Genomic DNA, 18410 nt, shown 5'->3' with positions numbered 1-18410 from the left:
GGTCGGTCTTCTCCACGAACAGGGCGCGCTCGCCGCGCTCGATGTGGTGTTCCTGGGCGGTGAGCCGATCAACGTCGGAAGGCTCGCAGCACTGATGGAATCCGGTGTGCGGGTGGTCAACAGCTATGGTCCGACCGAGGCGTCGGATGTGGTGTCGTTCCAGGCAGCGTCGGTCGCCGATGTGGCTGGCGTGCCCATCGGGCGTCCGGTGCCGAATCTCGACCTGTTCGTTCTCGATCGCCGGTTGAGGGTGGTTCCGGTCGGTGTGGAGGGTGAGCTGTACGTCGGCGGTGTCGGTGTGGGGCGCGGTTACGGTGGCCGATTCGATCTGACGTCGGATCGATTCGTCGCCAGCCCGTTCGGGGAGCCCGGTGATCGGATGTATCGCACCGGCGACCTGGTGCGGTGGAATCGGGAGGGGTCTCTCGAGTACATCGGTCGTACCGACTTCCAGGTGAAGTTGCGGGGGTTGCGGATCGAGCTCGGAGAGATCGAGGCAGTGCTGCTCGCTCACGAGTCGATTGCCAGGGCTGTCGTGCTGGTCCACGGCGACGTGACCGGCGATCGGCTGGTCGGCTACGTGGTCGGCGAGCCGGACACCACGGTCGACGCTCTGGACCTGCGGTCCTGGCTGGCGGGGCGGTTGCCGTCGTACATGGTGCCCTCGGTGGTGACGGTCCTCGACGAGATGCCGCTCAATGCCAACGGCAAGGTGGATCGGAAGGCACTGCCGGCGCCGGAGTTCGTCGCCAAGCAGTACCGGGCGCCGGTCACCGAGGTCGAGAAGACCGTAGCCACGGTGATCGAGGAGGTTGTCGGCGTCGAGCGAGTCGGTCTCGACGACAACTACTTCGACGTCGGTGGCAACTCTCTGATCGCCACTAAGGTCGTGTCCAGGCTGACGTCGGAACTCGGATTCGAGGTGCCGCTGGTCTGGCTGTTCGCGGAGCCGACGACCGAAATGTTCGCGGCGCGAATCGAATCCGCGCGTTCTGGTGAGGTCGAGGTCCTCGGCGCGGATGCGTTCGGCGTTGTTCTCCCGATCCGCGAGGGGCGCGATCAGCCGCTGTTCTGTATCCACCCGGTCGTCGGACTGTCGTGGGCCTTTGCCGGACTGGCGCAGCATCTCGATCCGGCTCGCGGTGTGTACGGACTGCAGTCGCCCGCACTGAGCGGCGACGGCGCCGTCCCCGATTCGATCGAGTCCTGGGCGGAACGGTATGTCCGGGAGGTTCGCGCGGTGCAGCCGACCGGGCCGTACAACCTGTTGGGTTGGTCGCTCGGTGGCATCATCGCGCATGCGATGGCCGTACGGCTGCAAGCGGAGGGTGAGGAGGTGGCCCTGCTGTCGATAATGGACAGCTTCGTCGCGACGGGCCGCGCGCAGGCCGTGGAGATCGAGGCGGCCCCCGTCGCCGAGACGTCGGCCCCGTCGACTCGTGACATGCTTGCGCTGGTGCTTCCCGGTGTCGAAATCGACGATGCGATCGAGGGCGAGATGTCAACTGACACGGTTGCGGAATTGGTGGCCGGTCTGCCGGAGCCCTTCAACGGGCTCGGCTCCGACCGGATCGCGACGGCCTTCGCGGCGGCAGAGGCGTCCATGGCGCTGGCCGCGGCCTACGAGCCGGCCCTGTTCAAGGGGGACCTCGTGTACTTCACCGCGACGCTGGACGATCCGAGCGGACTGCGGGGGGCCTCGACCTGGGCGGAAGTGATCGGTGGTCGGATCCACAACCATCCGATCGACACCACCCACTGGACCATGGCGACGCCGGCGGCGCTGACTCGGATCGCGGCCGTGCTCACCGAGTCGTGGGCGGCGGACGAAGGTCGTGGGTGAGGCCAGGCGAAGCAGCGGATCGTGAAGTGACGAGCGTGAAGACCGTGACAGTGCCGGCGAATGTGTCCGGTGCAGCGAAACGAAAGGCAGTACTGAAGTGAGCAATCCGTTCGATGACGAAGAGGGCACGTTCTTCGTGCTGGTGAACGACGAGGGGCAGCACTCGCTGTGGCCCACGTTCGCCGACGTGCCTGCAGGCTGGACAACCGTGCACGGCGCGGCGTCACGTCAGTCGTGTGTGCAGTACGTCGAGGAAAACTGGACGGACATGCGTCCCAAGAGCCTGATCGCCGCCATGGCGGCGGATGGCGAGAAGGTCGGACTCGGCGGCTGATCGACCAACGAAAGTGGGGCTCCAGCCTGATGGCTGGAGCCCCACTTTCGTTGGTGGTCGACCGTCGATTTGCGGTCGGCGGCGCGGGTGCTGCTATCCGACGAGAGCCTGGTCGTGCACCCCGCGTACGGCACGGCCTGACGGATCGGCCATCGCGGCGAACTCCGGATCCCATTCCAGCGCAGCCGGAGTGGAGCAGGCGATGGACTTGCCGCCGGGTACGGTCTCGGCAGCAGCGGCGCCGGGAAAGTGCTGCTCGAAGATTCGGCGGTAGAGGAACGCCTCCTTGGTGGCCGGAGGATTGTGCGGGAAGCGCTCGGCGGCCGTCGCGAACTCGGCGTCGGTGACCACCACCTCGGCGTGATCCTTCAGCCCGTCGATCCAGCCGTAGCCGACGCCGTCGCTGAACTGCTCCTTCTGCCGCCACAGGATCTGCTCGGGAAGGGCGCCCTCGAACGCCTCACGGATCACGGCCTTCTCGATCCGGCCGCCGCCGGCCATCTTGTGTCGCGCGTCCATACCCATTGCGGTGTCGAGGAACTCGAGGTCGAGGAAGGGGACCCGGGCCTCCACGCCCCAGGCCATCATCGACTTGTTCGCACGGAGGCAGTCGTAGTTGTGCAGGGCGTCGATCTTGCGCACCGTCTCCTCGTGAAACGCCTGCGCCGACGGTGCCTTGTGGAAGTACAGGTATCCACCGAAGATCTCGTCGGCGCCCTCACCGGACAGCACCATCTTCACGCCCATCGCCTTGATCCGACGCGCGAGCAGGAACATGGGCGTCGAAGCGCGGATGGTGGTGACGTCGTAGGTCTCGATGTGCCGGATCACCTCGGGCAGGGCGTCGAGCCCTTCCTCGAACGTGTAGACGAATCCGTGATGTTCGGTGCCCAGCATGTCCGCCGCGGTCTGGGCGGCCGCGAGATCCGGCGAGCCGTCGAGTCCGATGGCAAACGAATGCAGTCGCGGCCACCAGGCCTCAGTGCGGTCGTCGTCCTCGATGCGATCGCGAGCGAACTTCGCCGCACAGGCAGCGACGAGGGACGAATCGAGTCCGCCCGACAGCAGCACGCCGTAGGGCACGTCGGTCATCAACTGGCGACGGACCGCCTGCTCGAACGCCTCGCGCAGAGCCGCACGCGCGACCTCGGTTCCCGCCGTCGATGCGTGGTCGCGCCAGGGCTTCGAGTAGTACTGGCGCAGCTCACCGGTCGCGCTGTCGTAGACGTGTCCGGGCGGGAACTGGGCGACGTCGTCACAGGTGTCGACGAGGGCCTTCATCTCGGACGCCACGAGGAGGTGACCGTCGGCGTCGCGGCCCCAGTACAACGGGCACACACCGATCGGGTCGCGGGCGATCAGATAGCGCCGCTGGTCCGAGTCCCAGAGCGCGAACGCGAAGATTCCGTTGAGACGGCTCACGAAGTCGGCGTCGCTGCTGCGGTACAGCGCGTTGATGACCTCGCTGTCCGAGGCGGTCGTGAACTCGTAGTCGAGGCTCTCGCGCAGCTCGCGGTGGTTGTAGATCTCGCCGTTGACGGTGAGCACCAGGTAGCCGTCCTGCGATCGGAGTGGTTGCGCGCCGCTCGCGGGGTCCACGATCGCGAGGCGTTCGTGCACGAGAATCGCGCCGTCGTCGACGAACACTCCGCTCCAGTCAGGCCCGCGGTGGCGTTGCCGCCGGGAGGCCTCCACCGCCCGGAGCCGCAGCGTTGCCAGGTCCTCGTCGGGGTTCAGGCCGAAGATGCCGAAGATCGAACACACGGAAATTGACTCCTTGCCACGGCGGGTGTCGCGGGACGATGGGGTATGGGTGCGGAGTGGCGAGCCGTCGGCCGTCGTGCGGGCCGAGGCTGTGCGCTCGCCGCCCCGTTCGGTTCAGTGACAGTACTCGGAAGTAGGGTCCCGCCGGTCCGGTTTAGACAACATTGCCTGGACAGCTGTCCAGTGCTCGTCAGGTGTGGTTTCCGGATCGCCCGGCAAAGGCAAACCTTCCTTTACAGGTCCTCTCCGGACCTGTTCGATGCAGTCATGACCGCAGCCATCGACATCTTCCTGATCCTGCACTTCATCGGCCTCGCCGCCATCATCGGTAGCTACCTGACCGTGGCGATGCGCGGGGTTCCGCAGGTGCTGCCCGGCATGATGCACGGCGCCTTCCTGCAGTTGATCTCCGGTCTCGCGTTGGTCGGGCTCAACGAGGCGAACGATGCCGACCTCAACCACATGAAGGTCGGAGTGAAGCTGGTCATCGCGATCGTCATCGCCGTCCTCGCGGTGATCGGTGTGCGCAAGGCGAAGGAAGAGAACGCGGGCACCTCCGGCGGCGCGGGTGCCCTGACGACTGCGAGCTCCACCGCGACGTTGGCCCACGCCATCGGCATCCTCGCCATCGTGAACGTGATCATCGCCGTCGTCTGGTAGCCCACGTCATTCGACACACAGGCCGCGTCCGGATCGCCGGACGCGGCCTGATGCATTGTGGGGGAGTGTGATCGAGTGGGTCAGTCCCAGATCCCGATCGTCTCCAGGTGTGCGAGGAGTCGATCGGCGCCGTCGGCGAAGTGCGCACGGGTCACCGCGGCCGCCGCTCCCGCGTCGCCTGCCTCGAGTGCTGCGATCAACCGGTCGTGGCTGGCCACCGCCGCTTCGCCCCACGCCGGGTCCGACGAATACAGGTGCGCGGGTGTGTAGCGGACGGCGTTCAGCAGGAACCACGACAGCTTGTTCGCGTTCGCGAGCCGGTTGAGCTGCCGATGGAACGAGAACTCGAGCAGTTCGACGCGGGCCGTATCGGACTCCGCAACCGCGCGCGCGAGCTCGTCGCGGGCCTCCCGCATCTCGTGCAGAACCTCCGGTGTGATCGCGGCCGTCGCGCGGATGGCAAGCCTCTCGGCGATCTGTCCCTGCAGCCAGAAGAGGTCGTGAATGTCCGAACGGCTCAGCGGGGCAACCACGTAACCCCGGTGTGGCACGAGTTCGACGAGTCCCTCGCCGCGCAGCGTCAGCAGCGCCTCCCGTACCGGTGTCACGCTGACACCGAGTTCGGCAGCCGTCTCGTCGAGACGGATGTAGTCGCCCGGTCGCACCCCACCGGACATGATCATCCCGCGCACGTGCGCTGCGACCTCGTCCGACAGTTGGGGACGGCGACGCAGCGTACGGCCCGCGTTCGGGCCGCCGGCAAAGCCGGCCTTTCGGGTGGTGGTCAACGCACTGCCTCCTTCACGGCTTTCGAGCATAGGCGCCGATGATCGTGAGCCGAACCGATCCTCAGAGTCCGTAAGTCTTGCCGATGATGTCGCGCTGGATCTCGCTGGTGCCTCCGAAGATCGTGGACACCAGTGCCGAGCGGACGTGCTTCTCCATGTCGAACTCGGCGGCGTAGCCGTAGCCGCCCATCATCTGCATTCCGTCGAGTGCGACCCGCCGCGCGGTCTCGGTGGCCTTGAGCTTGGCCATCGATGCCTCGCGCGGGAGCATCATGTCGGGATTCGCGTCGGCCTGACGCGCCACGCTGTAGACGAGCAGTTTCGTGCACTCGATCTCGGTGGCGAGGTCGGCGATGCGGTGTCGCAGGGCCTGGAAGGTGCCGATGGGCCGACCGAACTGCTTGCGCTGCGAGACGAAGCCGAGCACGTCCTCGAACGCGCGCTCGGCGGCGCCGAGCGCCATGGCGGACAGAATCAGCCGTTCGAAGTTCAAACCGGTCATCAGCTGTCGCCAGCCACCGCCGACTTCGCCGACCACCGCGTCCTCGGGCAGGACGCAGTCGGTGAAGTAGAGGTCGTTGGTCTCCTTCTGGCCGCCCATCAGTTCGATCGGGCTGATCTTCAGCCCTGGGGTGTTCGCAGGCACGTGGAACATCGTCAGTCCCTCGTGCTTGTTCTCGCCACGGCTGGTGCGGGCGACGAGCAGGATGTTCTCGGAGATGTGCGCGTTCGAACACCACGTCTTCTGGCCGTTGACGACCCAGCCGCCTGAGGTCTTCTCCGCCTTCGTACTCAGGTTGCCGACGTCGGATCCTGCTTCCGGCTCGGACATCGAGATCGACTGGGACACGCCGCCGACGATGCCTCGCAGGACCGACTCCTTCTGCGCCTCGGTGCCGAACTTCGCGTACGCGCCGCCGGTGATCAGGGTCGGGCCGATCGCTCCGATCGGTGCCATCCCACGGGCGGTCTCCTCGAGCAGGATGCACATGTCGACCATGGTCGCGTCGGAGCCCCCGTACGCCTCCGGGACCGTCAGGCCCAGCCATCCCAGGTCGGCCATCTTGGAGTAGACGCCCTGGTTGTGGTTGTGCGCGCCGTTGCCGGTGAGCTTGTCGCGCTTCTCCCGCGTCCCCGCTTCCCGTTTGCAGAAGTCCGCGACGGCCTGCGCGAAGGCTCGCTGTTCGGTGGTGAAGTCGACGCTCATGGTCTCTCCCGTGGTCAGGGGTGGTGGTCGTGCACCTGGCACGTCGGCGAACTCGGCGCGGTGAGATCTTGCCTGTCGCTCGGGTACGGCCTAGTGTGACGGCCACAACAGTAAGACAAATCAAATATATGTGATGTGATTTCGGGCCGGAAGTGCGTGAATCCGCGAGGATCGACAGGTACCAGGCCGGACCCGACTCGATCGCCACACCGACGGAGGAAAACCCCCATGTCCCAGGGGACCGACAACAAGCCGAGCACTGCCGAGGCACCCGACGCCGCAACCACCTTCGCCTCCCTCGACCCGCGGACGGGCGGTGTGCTCGCGGAGTACCAGATCCACGACGCCGACGCCGTGGCCGCCGCCGTGGCACGCGCCCGCGAGGCCTCGGTGTGGTGGTCGGCGCTCGGCTTCGACGGCCGCAAGAAGTGGCTCCAGAAGTGGAAGGCCGCGATCGCCCGCGACGCGCAGTCCCTGGCCGGTGTCATGGCCGCCGAGACCGGCAAGCCCGTCGACGACGCGATCCTCGAGATCATGCTCGCCGTCGAGCACCTCGACTGGGCGTCCAAGAACGCCGGGAAGGTGCTCGGCCGAAAGAAGGTTCCGTCGGGACTGGTCAGCGCGAACCAGGAATCCACGCTCTACTACCAGCCTCTCGGCGTCGTCGGTGTCATCGGCCCCTGGAACTACCCGGTGTTCACGCCGATGGGCTCCATCTCCTACGCGCTCGCGGCAGGCAACACCATCGTCTTCAAGCCGAGTGAGCTGACGCCGGGTGTCGCCGTGTGGCTCGAGGACAAGTGGAAGGCACTCGTCCCCAATCAACCCGTGTTCCAGGTCGTCACGGGCTACGGCGCGACCGGCGGTGCGCTCGTCGAAGCGGGCGTCGACAAGGTCGCCTTCACCGGTTCCGGTCCCACGGCCAAGAAGGTGATGGCCGCCTGCGCCAAGACACTCACCCCGCTCGTCGCCGAGGGGGGCGGCAAGGACGCGATGCTCGTCGCGGCCGACGCCGACCTCGACGTCGCGGCGAGCTTCGCCGTGTTCGGCGGCATGGGCAACGCCGGGCAGACCTGTGCCGGTGTCGAGCGGATTTACGTCGCCGACGAGGTCTACGACGCCTTCGTCCGCAAGCTCACCGACAAGGCGTCGCGACTGCGCGTGGGCGGCGACAAGGACTCCTCGTACGGTCCGATGACGCTCGACCGGCAGAACGCCATCGTGCGCGGACAGGTCGAGGACGCACTGGACAAGGGTGCCCACGCGCTGCTCGGTGGACGCGAGTCGCTGCGTGAGCCGTACATCGACCCCGTCATCCTGGGCGATGTCCCCGAGGACAGCACCGCCATGACCGAAGAGACCTTCGGTCCGCTCCTCGCGGTCAACCGGATGCGCGACCTCGAAGACGGCGTCGAGAAGGCCAACCGGGCGAACTATGGGCTCGGCGCGTCGATCTTCACGAAGGACAAGGCCCGAGCGGTCAAGGCCGCCGAGAATCTGCGCACCGGCATGGTGTCCATCAACTCGGTTCTCGGGTTCGCGGGAGTCGCGGCGCTGCCGTTCGGTGGCGTCGGAGAATCCGGATTCGGTCGCATCCACGGTGCCGACGGACTGCGCGAGTTCACCCGTCCGAAGGCCGTCACCCGGCAGAAGTTCAAGGCCCCGCTGAACCTGCTCACGATGGAGCGCAAGGCTCGCGACATGAAGATCGCCGCCTGGATGCTGAAGACACTGCACGGCAAGGGCTGAGTCTGCAGCGTCGAACAACCGTCTGCGCCGGGTCGAATGTCCACCCGGCGCAGGCGGCTTTTGCGCTATACGCTTCGTTCCGGTCGATCACTGCCCACCCCGGGTACACGACTCGAACAGGAGGTACCCGTGCGCCAGCTGAAGGCCAAGGATGCCTGGTTCGTCTACGTGGACACGCCGCGTTCCCGTCAGGCGTACATGTCCGCGTACGTCCTCGTGCCCGACGACGCCGCCGGGCGACTGCCGGATCGGGGCGAGATCACTCGCTGGTTCGAGGAGCGTGCGGTCCTTCCCGTCCTCCGTCAGCGGCTCGTGCGGGTACCCCTCGATCTCGACCATCCGTACTGGGTCGACGACCCCGACTACGACGTCGGCCGACACCTCCACTTCCACGGCGAGCGAGGCTGGGACGAGTCCAGGGCGATGGTCGCGGACATCTCCACCGAGCCGATGGACGAACGGATCCCGCTGTGGGAGATGCACGTGATCGATCGCGTGCACGGGGTGCCGGACACCGAGGGCCCGGCCATGCTGGTCGTGATGAAGATGCACCACGCCATGATCGACGGCGTCGGCAGCAGCGCGGTGACGACGACGTTGTTCGGGGATGCGCTGCCTCGGGACGTCGGTGGGCCGACGCGTCACGACCGGGTGCCGGGTTCGGCCGAACTGGTGGTCCGTGCGCTCGCTCGCGTGCCTCGTACGGTCGTCGACACCGTCGTCGCTGTCAGGAGGGCGCGCGCGAACTGGAGTGCACTCGCGTTGTCCCGCGCGGACGCGACGTATCCGCTTCCCCCGCAAGGTCTTACGACCACGCCGCTGGACGGACCGGTCGGTCCGCGCCGGGTGCTGGAGGCGGAGCACTTCTCGTTGCCGGAAGTGCAGGAGATCAAGGCGCGGATCGGCGGCGTCACCGTGAACGACCTGATGCTCACGGTCGTCGGTGGTGCGATGCACGCGTACCTGGTCGAGCAGGGGCACCCGCCATCCGGTTCGCTGTCCGCGTCCGCGCCGATGTCGATTCGTGCGACCGGTGCAGGTGCCGACTCGAACAACAGGTTCGTGATGATGATCGTCGATCTGCGAACCGACATCGTGGACCCGGTGGCCCGGGCCCGCGCGGTTCACGACGCGGTGATCGGCGAGCGCACCCGCCTCGGTGTGCCCGCCGAGGCGGCTGTTGCGTACGTGGAATACATGTTCCCGGGCTGGGTGTTCCGGGCCGTCCGCCGAATCCGGACGTGGCGGGGCACGGACGCCGGTGTGCGCAGGCCCTTCAACACCTTTGTCAGCAGCGTGCCCCGCGACATCGCGGAGGTGCGGGTCGCCGGCACCACCTGTGTCCATTCGTTCGGTATCGGACCGCTGGACGGGACGGGTGTCGGGCACGCGGTCGGGGCGATCGGAGAGCGACTCGGCCTGAACACCGCGGCCGATCCGGAACTGCTGACGGACTCCCGGCGGTACTCGGAATTGCTCCGGCACTCCTACACCGAACTCAAGGAAGCGGCCCAGCAGCTCGTCGTCCGCTGATCACGCGGCGTCCATCGAATGTGACCGCTCGCGGGCGACCCGACGCCCGTCCGCGCGAAAGGCTCAGTAGTGCAACAGTTGTCGGCCCAGGATGCGTGGTTCCTGTACACGGACAGCCCGCGCTTCCGTCAGGCGTACGTATCGGCCTACGCCTTCGCTCCGACCGATGGAGAGGGTCGGCTCCCCGGTCGTGAGGAGACCGCACAGTGGATCGAGCAACGTGCGTACCTGCCCGAGCTCCGGCGTCGGCTCGTGCGCACACCCTTCGACCTCGCCCACCCGTACTGGGTTGAGGATCCAGACTTCGACGTCGCCCGGCACCTGCGCTTCCACGACGCGATGACGTGGGACCGGTTGCGCGAGTTCCTGGCCGGGCTGGCGAGCGCGCTGATGGACGATACCCGTCCGATGTGGGAACTCCACGTCGTCGACCGGGTGGAGGAGATGCCCGGCGTGCGCGGGCCGGTCGCCGTCGTGGCTGTGAAGATGCATCACTGCGCCGCGGACGGAATCGGGAGCGGACGGGTGACCACCGCCCTCTTCGGTAGCGAGGTCGGCTGCCTCGACGCCATGAGCACTCGCCGCGGCAGGGTGCCGACCCGCCCGGAACTGGTCGCGAGAGCCGCCCTGGGGGTGCCGCGCACCGTTGGTGGACTCGTCGCGGCGCAGAGGTCGGCGAAGGAGAAGCGGACGGCTCAGCTGTCCCTGCGTGAGACGGCGACGTATCCGCTCCCGCCGCAACGTCGCACACCGACCTCCCTCGACGGGCCGGTCGGACCCGGGCGCGTCTACGAGGCTGCGGTCTTCTCGCTCGCCGAGATGCAGGAGGTCAAGGCCAGGATCGGGGAGGTCACGATCAACGACCTGGTGCTCACGGTCGTGGGCGGGGCGTTGCAGGCATACCTCGCCGAGCAAGGTGAGACGCCGGACGGCTCGCTGGCGGCGTCGGTGCCGATGACCGTCCGCGCGACGCGCCCGAAGCCCGGGTCGAACAACCAGTTCGTGATGACTGTGGTGGACCTGCGGACCACCGAGACCGATCCCGTCACTCGTGCCCGAGGCGTCCGCGAATCAGTTCTCGGTGAGCGCAGCCGGATGTCCGTCCCCGCCGAGGCAGCGGTCCTCGACACCGATTTCGTGCTGCCGGGCTGGATGTTTCGCGTCGCGAGAGAGCTGGAACGGCGCCGCGGTGGCCCTCCGACTGGCGATCCGGCGAACGGCCGTCTGTTCAACACCTTCGTCACCAGCGTTCCTCGGCGTTCGACACCGCTACGCCTGGTCGACGCGACCGCGGTGATGGCGTTCGGGACGAGCACCCTCGACGGCACCGGAACCTCGCATTCGGTCGGGTCCGTCGGGGACGCCCTTGTCCTCAACATCACCGCAGATCCCGCACTGCTGAAGGATTCCCGACGTTACGCGGAGCTCATCCGGAAGTCGTACACCGAGCTCAGGGACGCCGCGTTCTCGACAGTCTGAGGGCGAGCCGCCTCAGCTGTGCAGCACGGTCAGCATGAGGGTCTGCATGCGGCCGCGCGTCAACGCACCGGTGTCGAACCGCATCTGCCTGCCGACGTCGAGGGTCTGTCCGAGCGCGGCGTGGACGAGGAACCGTGCCTCCGCCTGCTGACGTTGCGGATGCACCGCGGTGAGCAGATTGACCCATTCCTCGATGTGAAGGCGCTGGACGTTGCGGAGGCTGGTGCGTTCGCTCGCAGGCAGGTTGCCGATCTCGGCGAAGTACACCGCGATCACGTCGGGCTGGGCGAATGCGAGGTCGATGTATGCGCCCGTGAGGCGCTCGAGCGCTTCGGCTGGGTCCGTGGTGCTGCCCAGTGCGGACTGGGTTGCGACCGCGAGCCGGTCCGCAGCTCGGTAGAACGCGGCCGCGAGAAGGTCTGCCTTGCTGGGGAAGTGCCGATAGACGCTCGACGCGTTGATTCCCGCCGCTGCACCGATCTCCTCGATGCTGGACTCGTGGTAGCCGCGCCGATCGAAGATCTTCATGGCCTCGGTCAGAAGCAGTTCGCGCTTCGACGTCACCGACAGGCCGCCTGCGGCCGGGTCGTCGATCGTCGTCCGCGCGGGAGTCGCTGCCGCGAGGTCGCAGCGCAGTACGGCCCACGCCGCGCTGTGGAGCAGTTTCTCGGTGCGCCGGTTGGCGAGTGGTGCTCGGTGCGCGGTGATGCTGCCGATGACGCTGAGTGTGGACGCCGCGATCGCCGCGGCATCGGCCGCGGTCAGTTCGGGGCGCATTTCCCGCAGGGGCACCGTCAGCATCTCGTTGAGCGCCGCGAAGTCCGCCCGCATGAGAGCCCGGTCGTCGGGTTGGAGGTATCGGCCTTCCCAACGGTAGAGCCCACCCGTGGTGCGGTTCTCGATCGTGGTGGACAGCAGTGCGTTCACGATGGCGTCGAGGCGCTGCTCCGGGCCGGCGTCCGGGTTGGCCTCGACTGCGCCCTCGGCCTTCTCGCGCAGGGATCCCACCGTGCCGAGTGCGGCCTGGACGAACAGCGCGTACTTGTTGGGGAAGTGCCGATAGAGCGCCGGGCCCGAGATGCCGAGTCGCGCGGCGATGTCGTCGACGCCGACCGCGTGGTAGCCGCGTTCGCTGAAGGCCTCCGCCGCGACGAGCGCGATCTGTGCCTTGCGGTTCTTCGGACGCTTGCGAGGTGCCGACGGGTCCGGAACCGACCGACTGCGGGTCGATTGCGTCATCGGGCCTCCTGAATTCTCCGGGGGAAATGGTAGCGGAGCGCAGGATCCGCCTCCGACGAGTGCGAGTCGTCCTTCTCCGGTGCCGATCTCGGTTCCGGCGGGGGCGCGGCTTCGGTTTTCCCGTTTCACTGACTGATTCGCTCTTGACAGTACGCGGACCGTCGACGAAAGTTAACGCGAATTCGCACTAGTTCGTGACGGATCTCACCCCCGTTGCGTCCGCTTCGCCCGTTTCGTCCCCGACGAATGCGAGGGCGTGGCGTCGCATTCCAGGAGTGACCGAAGAAGATGACCGCAAGCATGAATCGCCGCAGCGTCGGACCCGGGTCCGGCGACTGCAGGCGGGGAGGTGGATCTACGTGTTGAGAACTCGCTTCACGGAGGTGTTCGGAGTCGAGCACCCCATCGTCCAGGGCGGAATGATGTGGGTTGGCCGCGCGGAACTGGTTGCCGCGGTGGCCAACTCGGGTGCACTCGGGTTCATCACGGCTCTGACGCAGCCGACTCCGGAGGACCTCGTCAAGGAGATCGCGCGCTGCCGCGACCTCACGGACAAGCCGTTCGGTGTCAACCTCACCATCCTGCCGTCGATCGCCCCGCCGCCGTACGCGGAGTACCGGCAGGCGATCGTCGAGTCCGGCATCAAGGTCGTCGAGACGGCCGGCTCCAACCCGGTGGACCACCTCCCACACTTCAAGGACGCGGGCGTCAAGGTGATCCACAAGTGCACCAGCGTCCGGCACGCGATCAAGGCCGAGCGGGTCGGTGTCGACGCGGTCAGCATCGACGGATTCGAGTGCGCAGGCCATCCCGGTGAGGACGACGTCCCCGGCCTCGTGCTGATCCCCGCTGCGACCGCTCAGGTCCGCATTCCGGTCATCGCCTCGGGTGGCATCGCCGATGCGCGGGGACTGGTCGCCGCGCTCGCGCTCGGCGCGGAGGGCGTCAACATGGGCACCCGCTTCATGTGCACCCAGGAGTCACCGGTCGCGGACGAGGTCAAGCGCCAGATCGTCGCCAACAGTGAACTCGACACCAAGCTGATCTTCCGCACCCTGCGCAACACCGCGCGCGTCGCATCCAACGCTGTCAGCAGTGAGGTCGTCGACATCGAATCCCGCGGGGGCGCCACCTTCGAGGACATTCGCGAGCTGGTCGCAGGCGCCCGTGGCCGGAAGGTCTTCGAGGACGGCGATCTCGACGCCGGTATCTGGACCGCAGGCCAGTGCCAGGGCCTGATCGACGACGTCCCCACGGTCGGAGAACTGGTGTCCCGCATGGTCGCAGAGGCCGAGAGCATCATCGCGGGTCGCCTCGCCGGGATCGCCGGGGCCATCCGATGACCGAGGCGAACGGTGCCATTGCGCCGAGCGAAGCCGAGCACGACGCCGCGCCGAGCGGGGCGACCGTCGAGCGGATCGGGGGGCTGGTCGTCTCCCACGACGCGGGCGTCCTGCGGATCACCATCGCCCGCCCGGAGCGGATGAACGCGATCGACCTGGACACGATGCGCACCCTCGGGGATCTCGTCGAGACCCGTGCCGCGGAACGCGACGTCCGCGTCATCGTGCTCGCGGGCGAAGGCGGACCCTTCAGTACCGGCGCCGACCTGATGGCCGCCGCGACCGGGCCCGCGACCGACCCCCGCGTGGTCATGGACACCGCGAACAGGGTCGTCCGAGCGATCCTGACGGCGCCGGTTCCGGTCGTCGCGCAGGTCGACGGCGCCGCAGCCGGGGTCGGCGCGTCCATCGCGCTCGCCGCGGACCTCACCTACGCCTCGCCGAAGGCGTACTTCCTGCTGGCATTCGTCAACATCGGTCTCATGCCCGATGGTGGTTCGAGCATGCTCGTGCCCGCATCGATCGGCAGGGCCCGCGCCGCCGAGATGGCCTTGCTCGGTGAGCGTCTCGGGGCGGGGGACGCCCACGCCGCGGGTCTGATCACCCGGGTGCTTCCGGTCGAGGATCTGGGCGCGCACGTCGACGCGGTCGCCGCGAAGTTGGCGGCGGGGCCGAGGCGAGCGCTCGAACTGACGAAGCGGTCGATCACCGCGGCGACGCTCGCTCGCGTCGAGGCGGCGTTCGAGATCGAGACCGAGGGTCAGATCGAACTCCTCGGATCGGCCGATTTCGCCGAGGGTGCCGCCGCGATGCTCGGAAGGCGCAAGCCCAGCTTCGGCTCCTGAACGCCACGTAGCACCCCCGGAACACATGCCGGGACAGTAGTGTCCGAGTTTGCGAATACTTGTTAACAAAACGGCCCACACCGGCCGCTTCGTTGCCATAATCGACCACAGCCGGAGAGGCGCCCCCACCGCGCCGTTCAGCTCCGTGACAGGGAAGGCCACGACGATGTCACCCGATCTCCTCACACAGCCCCTCCAGTCCCGCAGGAATCACTGGAACAATCAGGTCGCGACCCACGCCCTGATGCGTCCCGACGAGACCGCGCTGCGTTTTCTCGGCGCGACCACCACCTGGGCAGATCTGCACGGCCGTAGCGAAGCCCTCGCGGACGCCCTGCACCGCCGCGGTGTCGGCTTCGGTGACCGCGTGCTGATCGTGATGCTCAACCGCACCGAATACATGGAGGCAGTGCTCGCGATCAACGCGCTCGGCGCGATCGCCGTTCCGGTGAACTTTCGCCTCACCCCGCCCGAGATGGCCTACATCGTCACCGACAGTGGTTCGAAGGTCGTCGTCACCGACGGGCAACTCGCTCCGCTCGTTGCCGCGGTGCGCCAGCAGGTTCCGGAGCTGGCCGTGACCATCGTCGCAGGCGGCGAGACCGCCGACGGCGCGCTGGGCTACGAGGATCTCGTCGCCGAGTCCGGTGACCCCCGTCCGGCCGTCGATCTGCCCGAGGACATTCCGGCGCTGATCATGTACACCTCGGGCACCACCGGCAGCCCGAAGGGCGCGGTGCTCTCGCACGCCAACATGCAGGCCCAGGCCCAGACCTGCATCCGCGCGCTCGGCATCCGCTCGAACGGCGACGTCGGATTCTGCGCCTCGCCGATGTTCCACATCGCCGCACTCGGCAGCATGGCGCCGAGCCTGCAGCTCGGTGTGCCGACCGTCATCCACCCGCTCGGCGCGTTCAACCCGGTCGAACTGCTCGACGTGTGGGAGTCGGAGCGGGTCACCACCGCGTTCCTCGTGCCCGTCCAGTGGCAGGCCATGTGCGCGATTCCCGGCGTCAAGAACCGTGACCTCGCGCTGCGCGTGATCAGCTGGGGCGCCGCCCCGGCTTCGGACACCGTGCTGCGCGCGATGGCCGACACCTTCCCGAACGCGGTCAACGTGGCCGTCTTCGGCCAGACCGAGATGTCGCCCATCACCTGTGTGCTCGACGGTGAGGACGCGCTGCGCAAGCTCGGTTCCGTCGGCAAGGTCATCCCGACCATCCAGGCCCGCGTCGTCGACGACGAGATGAACGACGTCCCCGTCGGCTCGGTCGGCGAGATCGTGTATCGCGGACCGACCATGATGAGCCACTACTGGAACAAGGAGGCCGCCACGGCGGACGCCTTCGCCGGTGGCTGGTTCCATTCGGGCGACCTGGTCCAGCAGGACGAGGAGGGCTTCGTCTGGGTGGTCGACCGCAAGAAGGACATGATCATCTCCGGCGGCGAGAACATCTACTGCGCCGAGGTCGAGAACGCGTTGTTCGGCCACCCGAAGGTCCTCGAGGCCGCGGTGATCGGGCGCACCGACCCGAAGTGGGGCGAGGTTCCCGTCGCGGTGGTCGCACTCAAGGAATCGGTGACCGAGGGCCTCACCCTCGAGGAGCTCGCCGCCTACCTCGACGGTGTCCTGTCGCGATACAAGCATCCGAAGGAGCTCGTGATCGTCGACGCGCTGCCCCGCAACGCCAGCGGCAAGGTCGTCAAGGGCGACCTCCGCAAGTCCCACGGCACCGAGGGTGTCCGCGTCGGCTGACGCTGTTCGTCCGGTGGTGCCGTGGTCTCGCGACCGTGGCACCACCGGGGTGCGGGTTTCCTCGGGGGTGCGAGGCGAACTTGCAGGTGTGCGCGATGGCGGAACCCTTGTCGGCCTCACCCCGTCCGCATAGTGTTATGCGAATCCCGATTCACATATATGTGAGTCGAATGTACTTCGACCGAAACAGGGGGGAGCGCAGGTGACGTACGAGTTGCCCGCGGCCAAGGGGCCGCTTCGCGATGTCGCGAATCAGGGTGGCTATCTGATCGGCTTCGCGGTCATGTCGTTCGTGGCGCTGATCAGGGCCGTGTTCGCCCGGCGGCTCTCGATCAGCGAAACCGTCACCCAGACCCTGTTCATCGGCCGAGTGAGCACCGGCCCCTCGCTGTTGCTGATGATCCCCATCGGTGTGTTCATCGCCGTCTCCGTCGGTGAACTCGCAGGTCGGATCGGTGCCGGTGGGTACTCGGGCGCCGTGGTCGCGTTCATCATCGTCGGACAGGCCGCAGCGCTCGTCTGCGCACTGATGATGGCAGGCGTCGCCGGCTCGGCGATCTGTACGGACCTCGGCTCGCGGAAGATTCGCGAGGAGATCGACGCGATGGAGGTCATGGGCCTCGACGTGATCGAGCGCCTCGTCGCGCCCCGCCTGGTCGCCGCGGTCGTCGTCTCGCTCGCACTGTGCGCGATGGTCACGTTCGGCGGCGTGATCGCCTGCTACCTCTACCACATCTACGTGCAGCACCTGCCGGCCGGAACGTTCATGTCCACCTTCAGTCAGTACGGCCGCATGTCCGACTTCGTGATGGCGTTGGTGAAGGCCGCGGTCTTCGGTCTCACGTCGACCCTCGTCGCCACGTTCAAGGGTCTGCACACCAAGGGTGGGCCGCGGGGAGTGGCCGACGCCGTCAACGAAGCAGTGGTGATCGCGTTCGCGCTGGTGTTCATCGTGAACACCGCGCTGTCCGCGCTGTACACGGTCATCGTGCCTGCGGTCGGGGCGTACTGATGGTCGACATCGACGTCCGCTACCGACTCCGTCGCGCCACGGCTCCCGCTCACCGGGTGGTCGACGGGCTCGCCTCCATCGGCAGGCACGTCACCTTCTACTGCAGGACGATCGCGTCGATGCCGTTCGCGTTGATCCACTACCGCAAGCACGTTCTCGCCCAGATCAGCGAGGTCAGCTTCGGGACCAACTCCGTGCTCTCCGGCGGCGGCACCATCGGCATCGTGTTCGCGATGTCGCTCGCCGCCGCGATGATGCTCGGCGTGGAGACCCAGCGCGGCCTCGAACTGGTCGGCATGACGACCATGTCCGGGATGCTCTCCGCGATCGCGAACACCCGCGAACTCGCGCCCGTCGTGGTTGCCATCGCACTCGCTGCGAAGGTCGGCACCGGATTCACCGCTCAGGTCGGAGCCATGCGGATCTCCGACGAGATCGACGCCCTCGATGCCATGGCCATCCGTTCGATCCCGTTCCTCGCCAGCACCCGTGTACTCGCGGCGATGGTCTGCGTCATCCCCATCTACATGGTCGGCCTGCTGGCGAGCTACCTTTCGACGCGCCTGGTCATCGTGGTCTGGGGTGGCGCCTCCGCGGGAACCTACGATTACTTCTTCCACCTGGCACTGTCCCCGCAGGACCTGGTCTACTCCGCACTCAAGGCCGTCGTCTTCGCGGCCGTGGTGTCACTCGTGCACTGCGCCTACGGGTACTACGCGTCCGGCGGACCGTCCGGCGTCGGGCAGGCGGCCGGACGCGCCCTGCGGACCGCGATCCTCGCCATCGGGATTCTCGACGTGCTGATGACGTTCGCGCTGTGGGGTCTCGTGCCGCAGATCCCCGGATTGGGGATCTGAC

Annotated in this window: 15 protein-coding genes; 11 read left to right on the top strand and 4 right to left on the bottom strand. The window is 67.3% G+C overall.

Features of this window, described 5'->3' with window-relative positions; translation table 11 throughout:
* The coding region (locus RHCRD62_RS06555; protein WP_157050834.1) for a thioesterase domain-containing protein at positions 1 to 1843 on the top strand (1843 nt) is incomplete at its 5' end.
* A 97-nt stretch (positions 1844 to 1940) separates the two neighbouring features.
* The gene (locus RHCRD62_RS06550; RefSeq protein ID WP_050063907.1) at positions 1941 to 2177 is read left to right on the top strand and encodes an MbtH family protein; all 237 of its coding nucleotides are present in this window, start codon (positions 1941 to 1943) and stop codon (positions 2175 to 2177) included.
* A gap of 93 nt (positions 2178 to 2270) precedes the next feature.
* Here RHCRD62_RS06550 and asnB read toward each other — a convergent pair whose 3' ends face one another.
* Positions 2271 to 3941, bottom strand: coding sequence for an asparagine synthase B (gene asnB, locus RHCRD62_RS06545; RefSeq protein ID WP_050063906.1), 1671 nt, complete (start codon positions 3939 to 3941; stop codon positions 2271 to 2273).
* A gap of 267 nt (positions 3942 to 4208) precedes the next feature.
* Here asnB and RHCRD62_RS06540 point away from each other — a divergent pair, with 267 nt between their 5' ends.
* On the top strand, positions 4209 to 4601 hold the full coding sequence (locus tag RHCRD62_RS06540; RefSeq protein ID WP_050063905.1) for a hypothetical protein: 393 nt from the start codon (positions 4209 to 4211) through the stop codon (positions 4599 to 4601).
* Positions 4602 to 4681: 80 nt separating this feature from the next.
* On the opposite strand, the gene RHCRD62_RS06535 is transcribed toward RHCRD62_RS06540, so the two are convergent.
* Positions 4682 to 5389, bottom strand: coding sequence for a GntR family transcriptional regulator (locus RHCRD62_RS06535; protein ID WP_050063913.1), 708 nt, complete (start codon positions 5387 to 5389; stop codon positions 4682 to 4684).
* 61 nt (positions 5390 to 5450) lie between these two features.
* On the bottom strand, positions 5451 to 6596 hold the full coding sequence (locus RHCRD62_RS06530; protein ID WP_050063904.1) for an acyl-CoA dehydrogenase family protein: 1146 nt from the start codon (positions 6594 to 6596) through the stop codon (positions 5451 to 5453).
* A 228-nt stretch (positions 6597 to 6824) separates the two neighbouring features.
* Here RHCRD62_RS06530 and RHCRD62_RS06525 point away from each other — a divergent pair, with 228 nt between their 5' ends.
* From RHCRD62_RS06525 to RHCRD62_RS06515, 3 genes are all read left to right on the top strand, one after another.
* The gene (locus RHCRD62_RS06525; RefSeq protein ID WP_050063903.1) at positions 6825 to 8345 is read left to right on the top strand and encodes an aldehyde dehydrogenase family protein; all 1521 of its coding nucleotides are present in this window, start codon (positions 6825 to 6827) and stop codon (positions 8343 to 8345) included.
* A gap of 129 nt (positions 8346 to 8474) precedes the next feature.
* Positions 8475 to 9878, top strand: a complete 1404-nt coding sequence (locus RHCRD62_RS06520; protein ID WP_050063902.1) for a wax ester/triacylglycerol synthase domain-containing protein — start codon at positions 8475 to 8477, stop codon at positions 9876 to 9878.
* A gap of 69 nt (positions 9879 to 9947) precedes the next feature.
* Complete coding sequence (locus RHCRD62_RS06515) at positions 9948 to 11357, top strand: wax ester/triacylglycerol synthase domain-containing protein (RefSeq protein ID WP_050063901.1); 1410 nt, start codon at positions 9948 to 9950, stop codon at positions 11355 to 11357.
* 12 nt (positions 11358 to 11369) lie between these two features.
* On the opposite strand, the gene RHCRD62_RS06510 is transcribed toward RHCRD62_RS06515, so the two are convergent.
* Positions 11370 to 12596, bottom strand: a complete 1227-nt coding sequence (locus RHCRD62_RS06510; RefSeq protein ID WP_050063900.1) for a TetR/AcrR family transcriptional regulator — start codon at positions 12594 to 12596, stop codon at positions 11370 to 11372.
* Positions 12597 to 12958: 362 nt separating this feature from the next.
* Between RHCRD62_RS06510 and RHCRD62_RS06505 the strand changes: the two genes are divergently transcribed.
* From RHCRD62_RS06505 to RHCRD62_RS06485, 5 genes are all read left to right on the top strand, one after another.
* Complete coding sequence (locus RHCRD62_RS06505; protein WP_172671017.1) at positions 12959 to 13939, top strand: NAD(P)H-dependent flavin oxidoreductase; 981 nt, start codon at positions 12959 to 12961, stop codon at positions 13937 to 13939.
* The gene (locus RHCRD62_RS06500; protein WP_253277223.1) at positions 13936 to 14784 is read left to right on the top strand and encodes an enoyl-CoA hydratase; all 849 of its coding nucleotides are present in this window, start codon (positions 13936 to 13938) and stop codon (positions 14782 to 14784) included. Before RHCRD62_RS06505 ends, RHCRD62_RS06500 begins: the two co-directional genes overlap by 4 nt.
* 166 nt (positions 14785 to 14950) lie before the next feature.
* A complete protein-coding gene (gene fadD5 / locus RHCRD62_RS06495) occupies positions 14951 to 16540 on the top strand; it encodes a fatty-acid--CoA ligase FadD5 (protein WP_050063899.1) in 1590 nt (529 codons plus the stop codon).
* A 202-nt stretch (positions 16541 to 16742) separates the two neighbouring features.
* Complete coding sequence (locus RHCRD62_RS06490) at positions 16743 to 17552, top strand: MlaE family ABC transporter permease (RefSeq protein ID WP_050063898.1); 810 nt, start codon at positions 16743 to 16745, stop codon at positions 17550 to 17552.
* Positions 17552 to 18409 (top strand): MlaE family ABC transporter permease, encoded by an 858-nt coding sequence (locus RHCRD62_RS06485; protein WP_050063897.1) that lies wholly within the window; start codon positions 17552 to 17554, stop codon positions 18407 to 18409. The genes RHCRD62_RS06490 and RHCRD62_RS06485 overlap by 1 nt, the downstream gene beginning before the upstream one ends.
* The last annotated feature ends 1 nt before the right edge of the window (position 18410 follow it).

This window comes from Rhodococcus sp. RD6.2 (assembly GCF_001040705.1).
Lineage (GTDB): Bacteria > Actinomycetota > Actinomycetes > Mycobacteriales > Mycobacteriaceae > Rhodococcus_G.
Note: the sequence above shows the minus strand (reverse complement) of the source record. Positions and strands in the feature narration are given on the sequence as shown.

Excerpts from the sequence above, each read along its gene's own strand:
- RHCRD62_RS06485 (WP_050063897.1), top strand. The coding sequence starts at position 17,552 with ATGGTCGACATCGACGTCCGCTACCGACTCCGTCGCGCCACGGCTCCC.
- RHCRD62_RS06525 (WP_050063903.1), top strand. The coding sequence starts at position 6,825 with ATGTCCCAGGGGACCGACAACAAGCCGAGCACTGCCGAGGCACCCGAC.
- RHCRD62_RS06540 (WP_050063905.1), top strand. The coding sequence starts at position 4,209 with ATGACCGCAGCCATCGACATCTTCCTGATCCTGCACTTCATCGGCCTC.
- RHCRD62_RS06530 (WP_050063904.1), bottom strand. The coding sequence starts at position 6,596 with ATGAGCGTCGACTTCACCACCGAACAGCGAGCCTTCGCGCAGGCCGTC.
- RHCRD62_RS06510 (WP_050063900.1), bottom strand. The coding sequence starts at position 12,596 with ATGACGCAATCGACCCGCAGTCGGTCGGTTCCGGACCCGTCGGCACCT.
- RHCRD62_RS06500 (WP_253277223.1), top strand. The coding sequence starts at position 13,936 with ATGACCGAGGCGAACGGTGCCATTGCGCCGAGCGAAGCCGAGCACGAC.
- fadD5 (WP_050063899.1), top strand. The coding sequence starts at position 14,951 with ATGTCACCCGATCTCCTCACACAGCCCCTCCAGTCCCGCAGGAATCAC.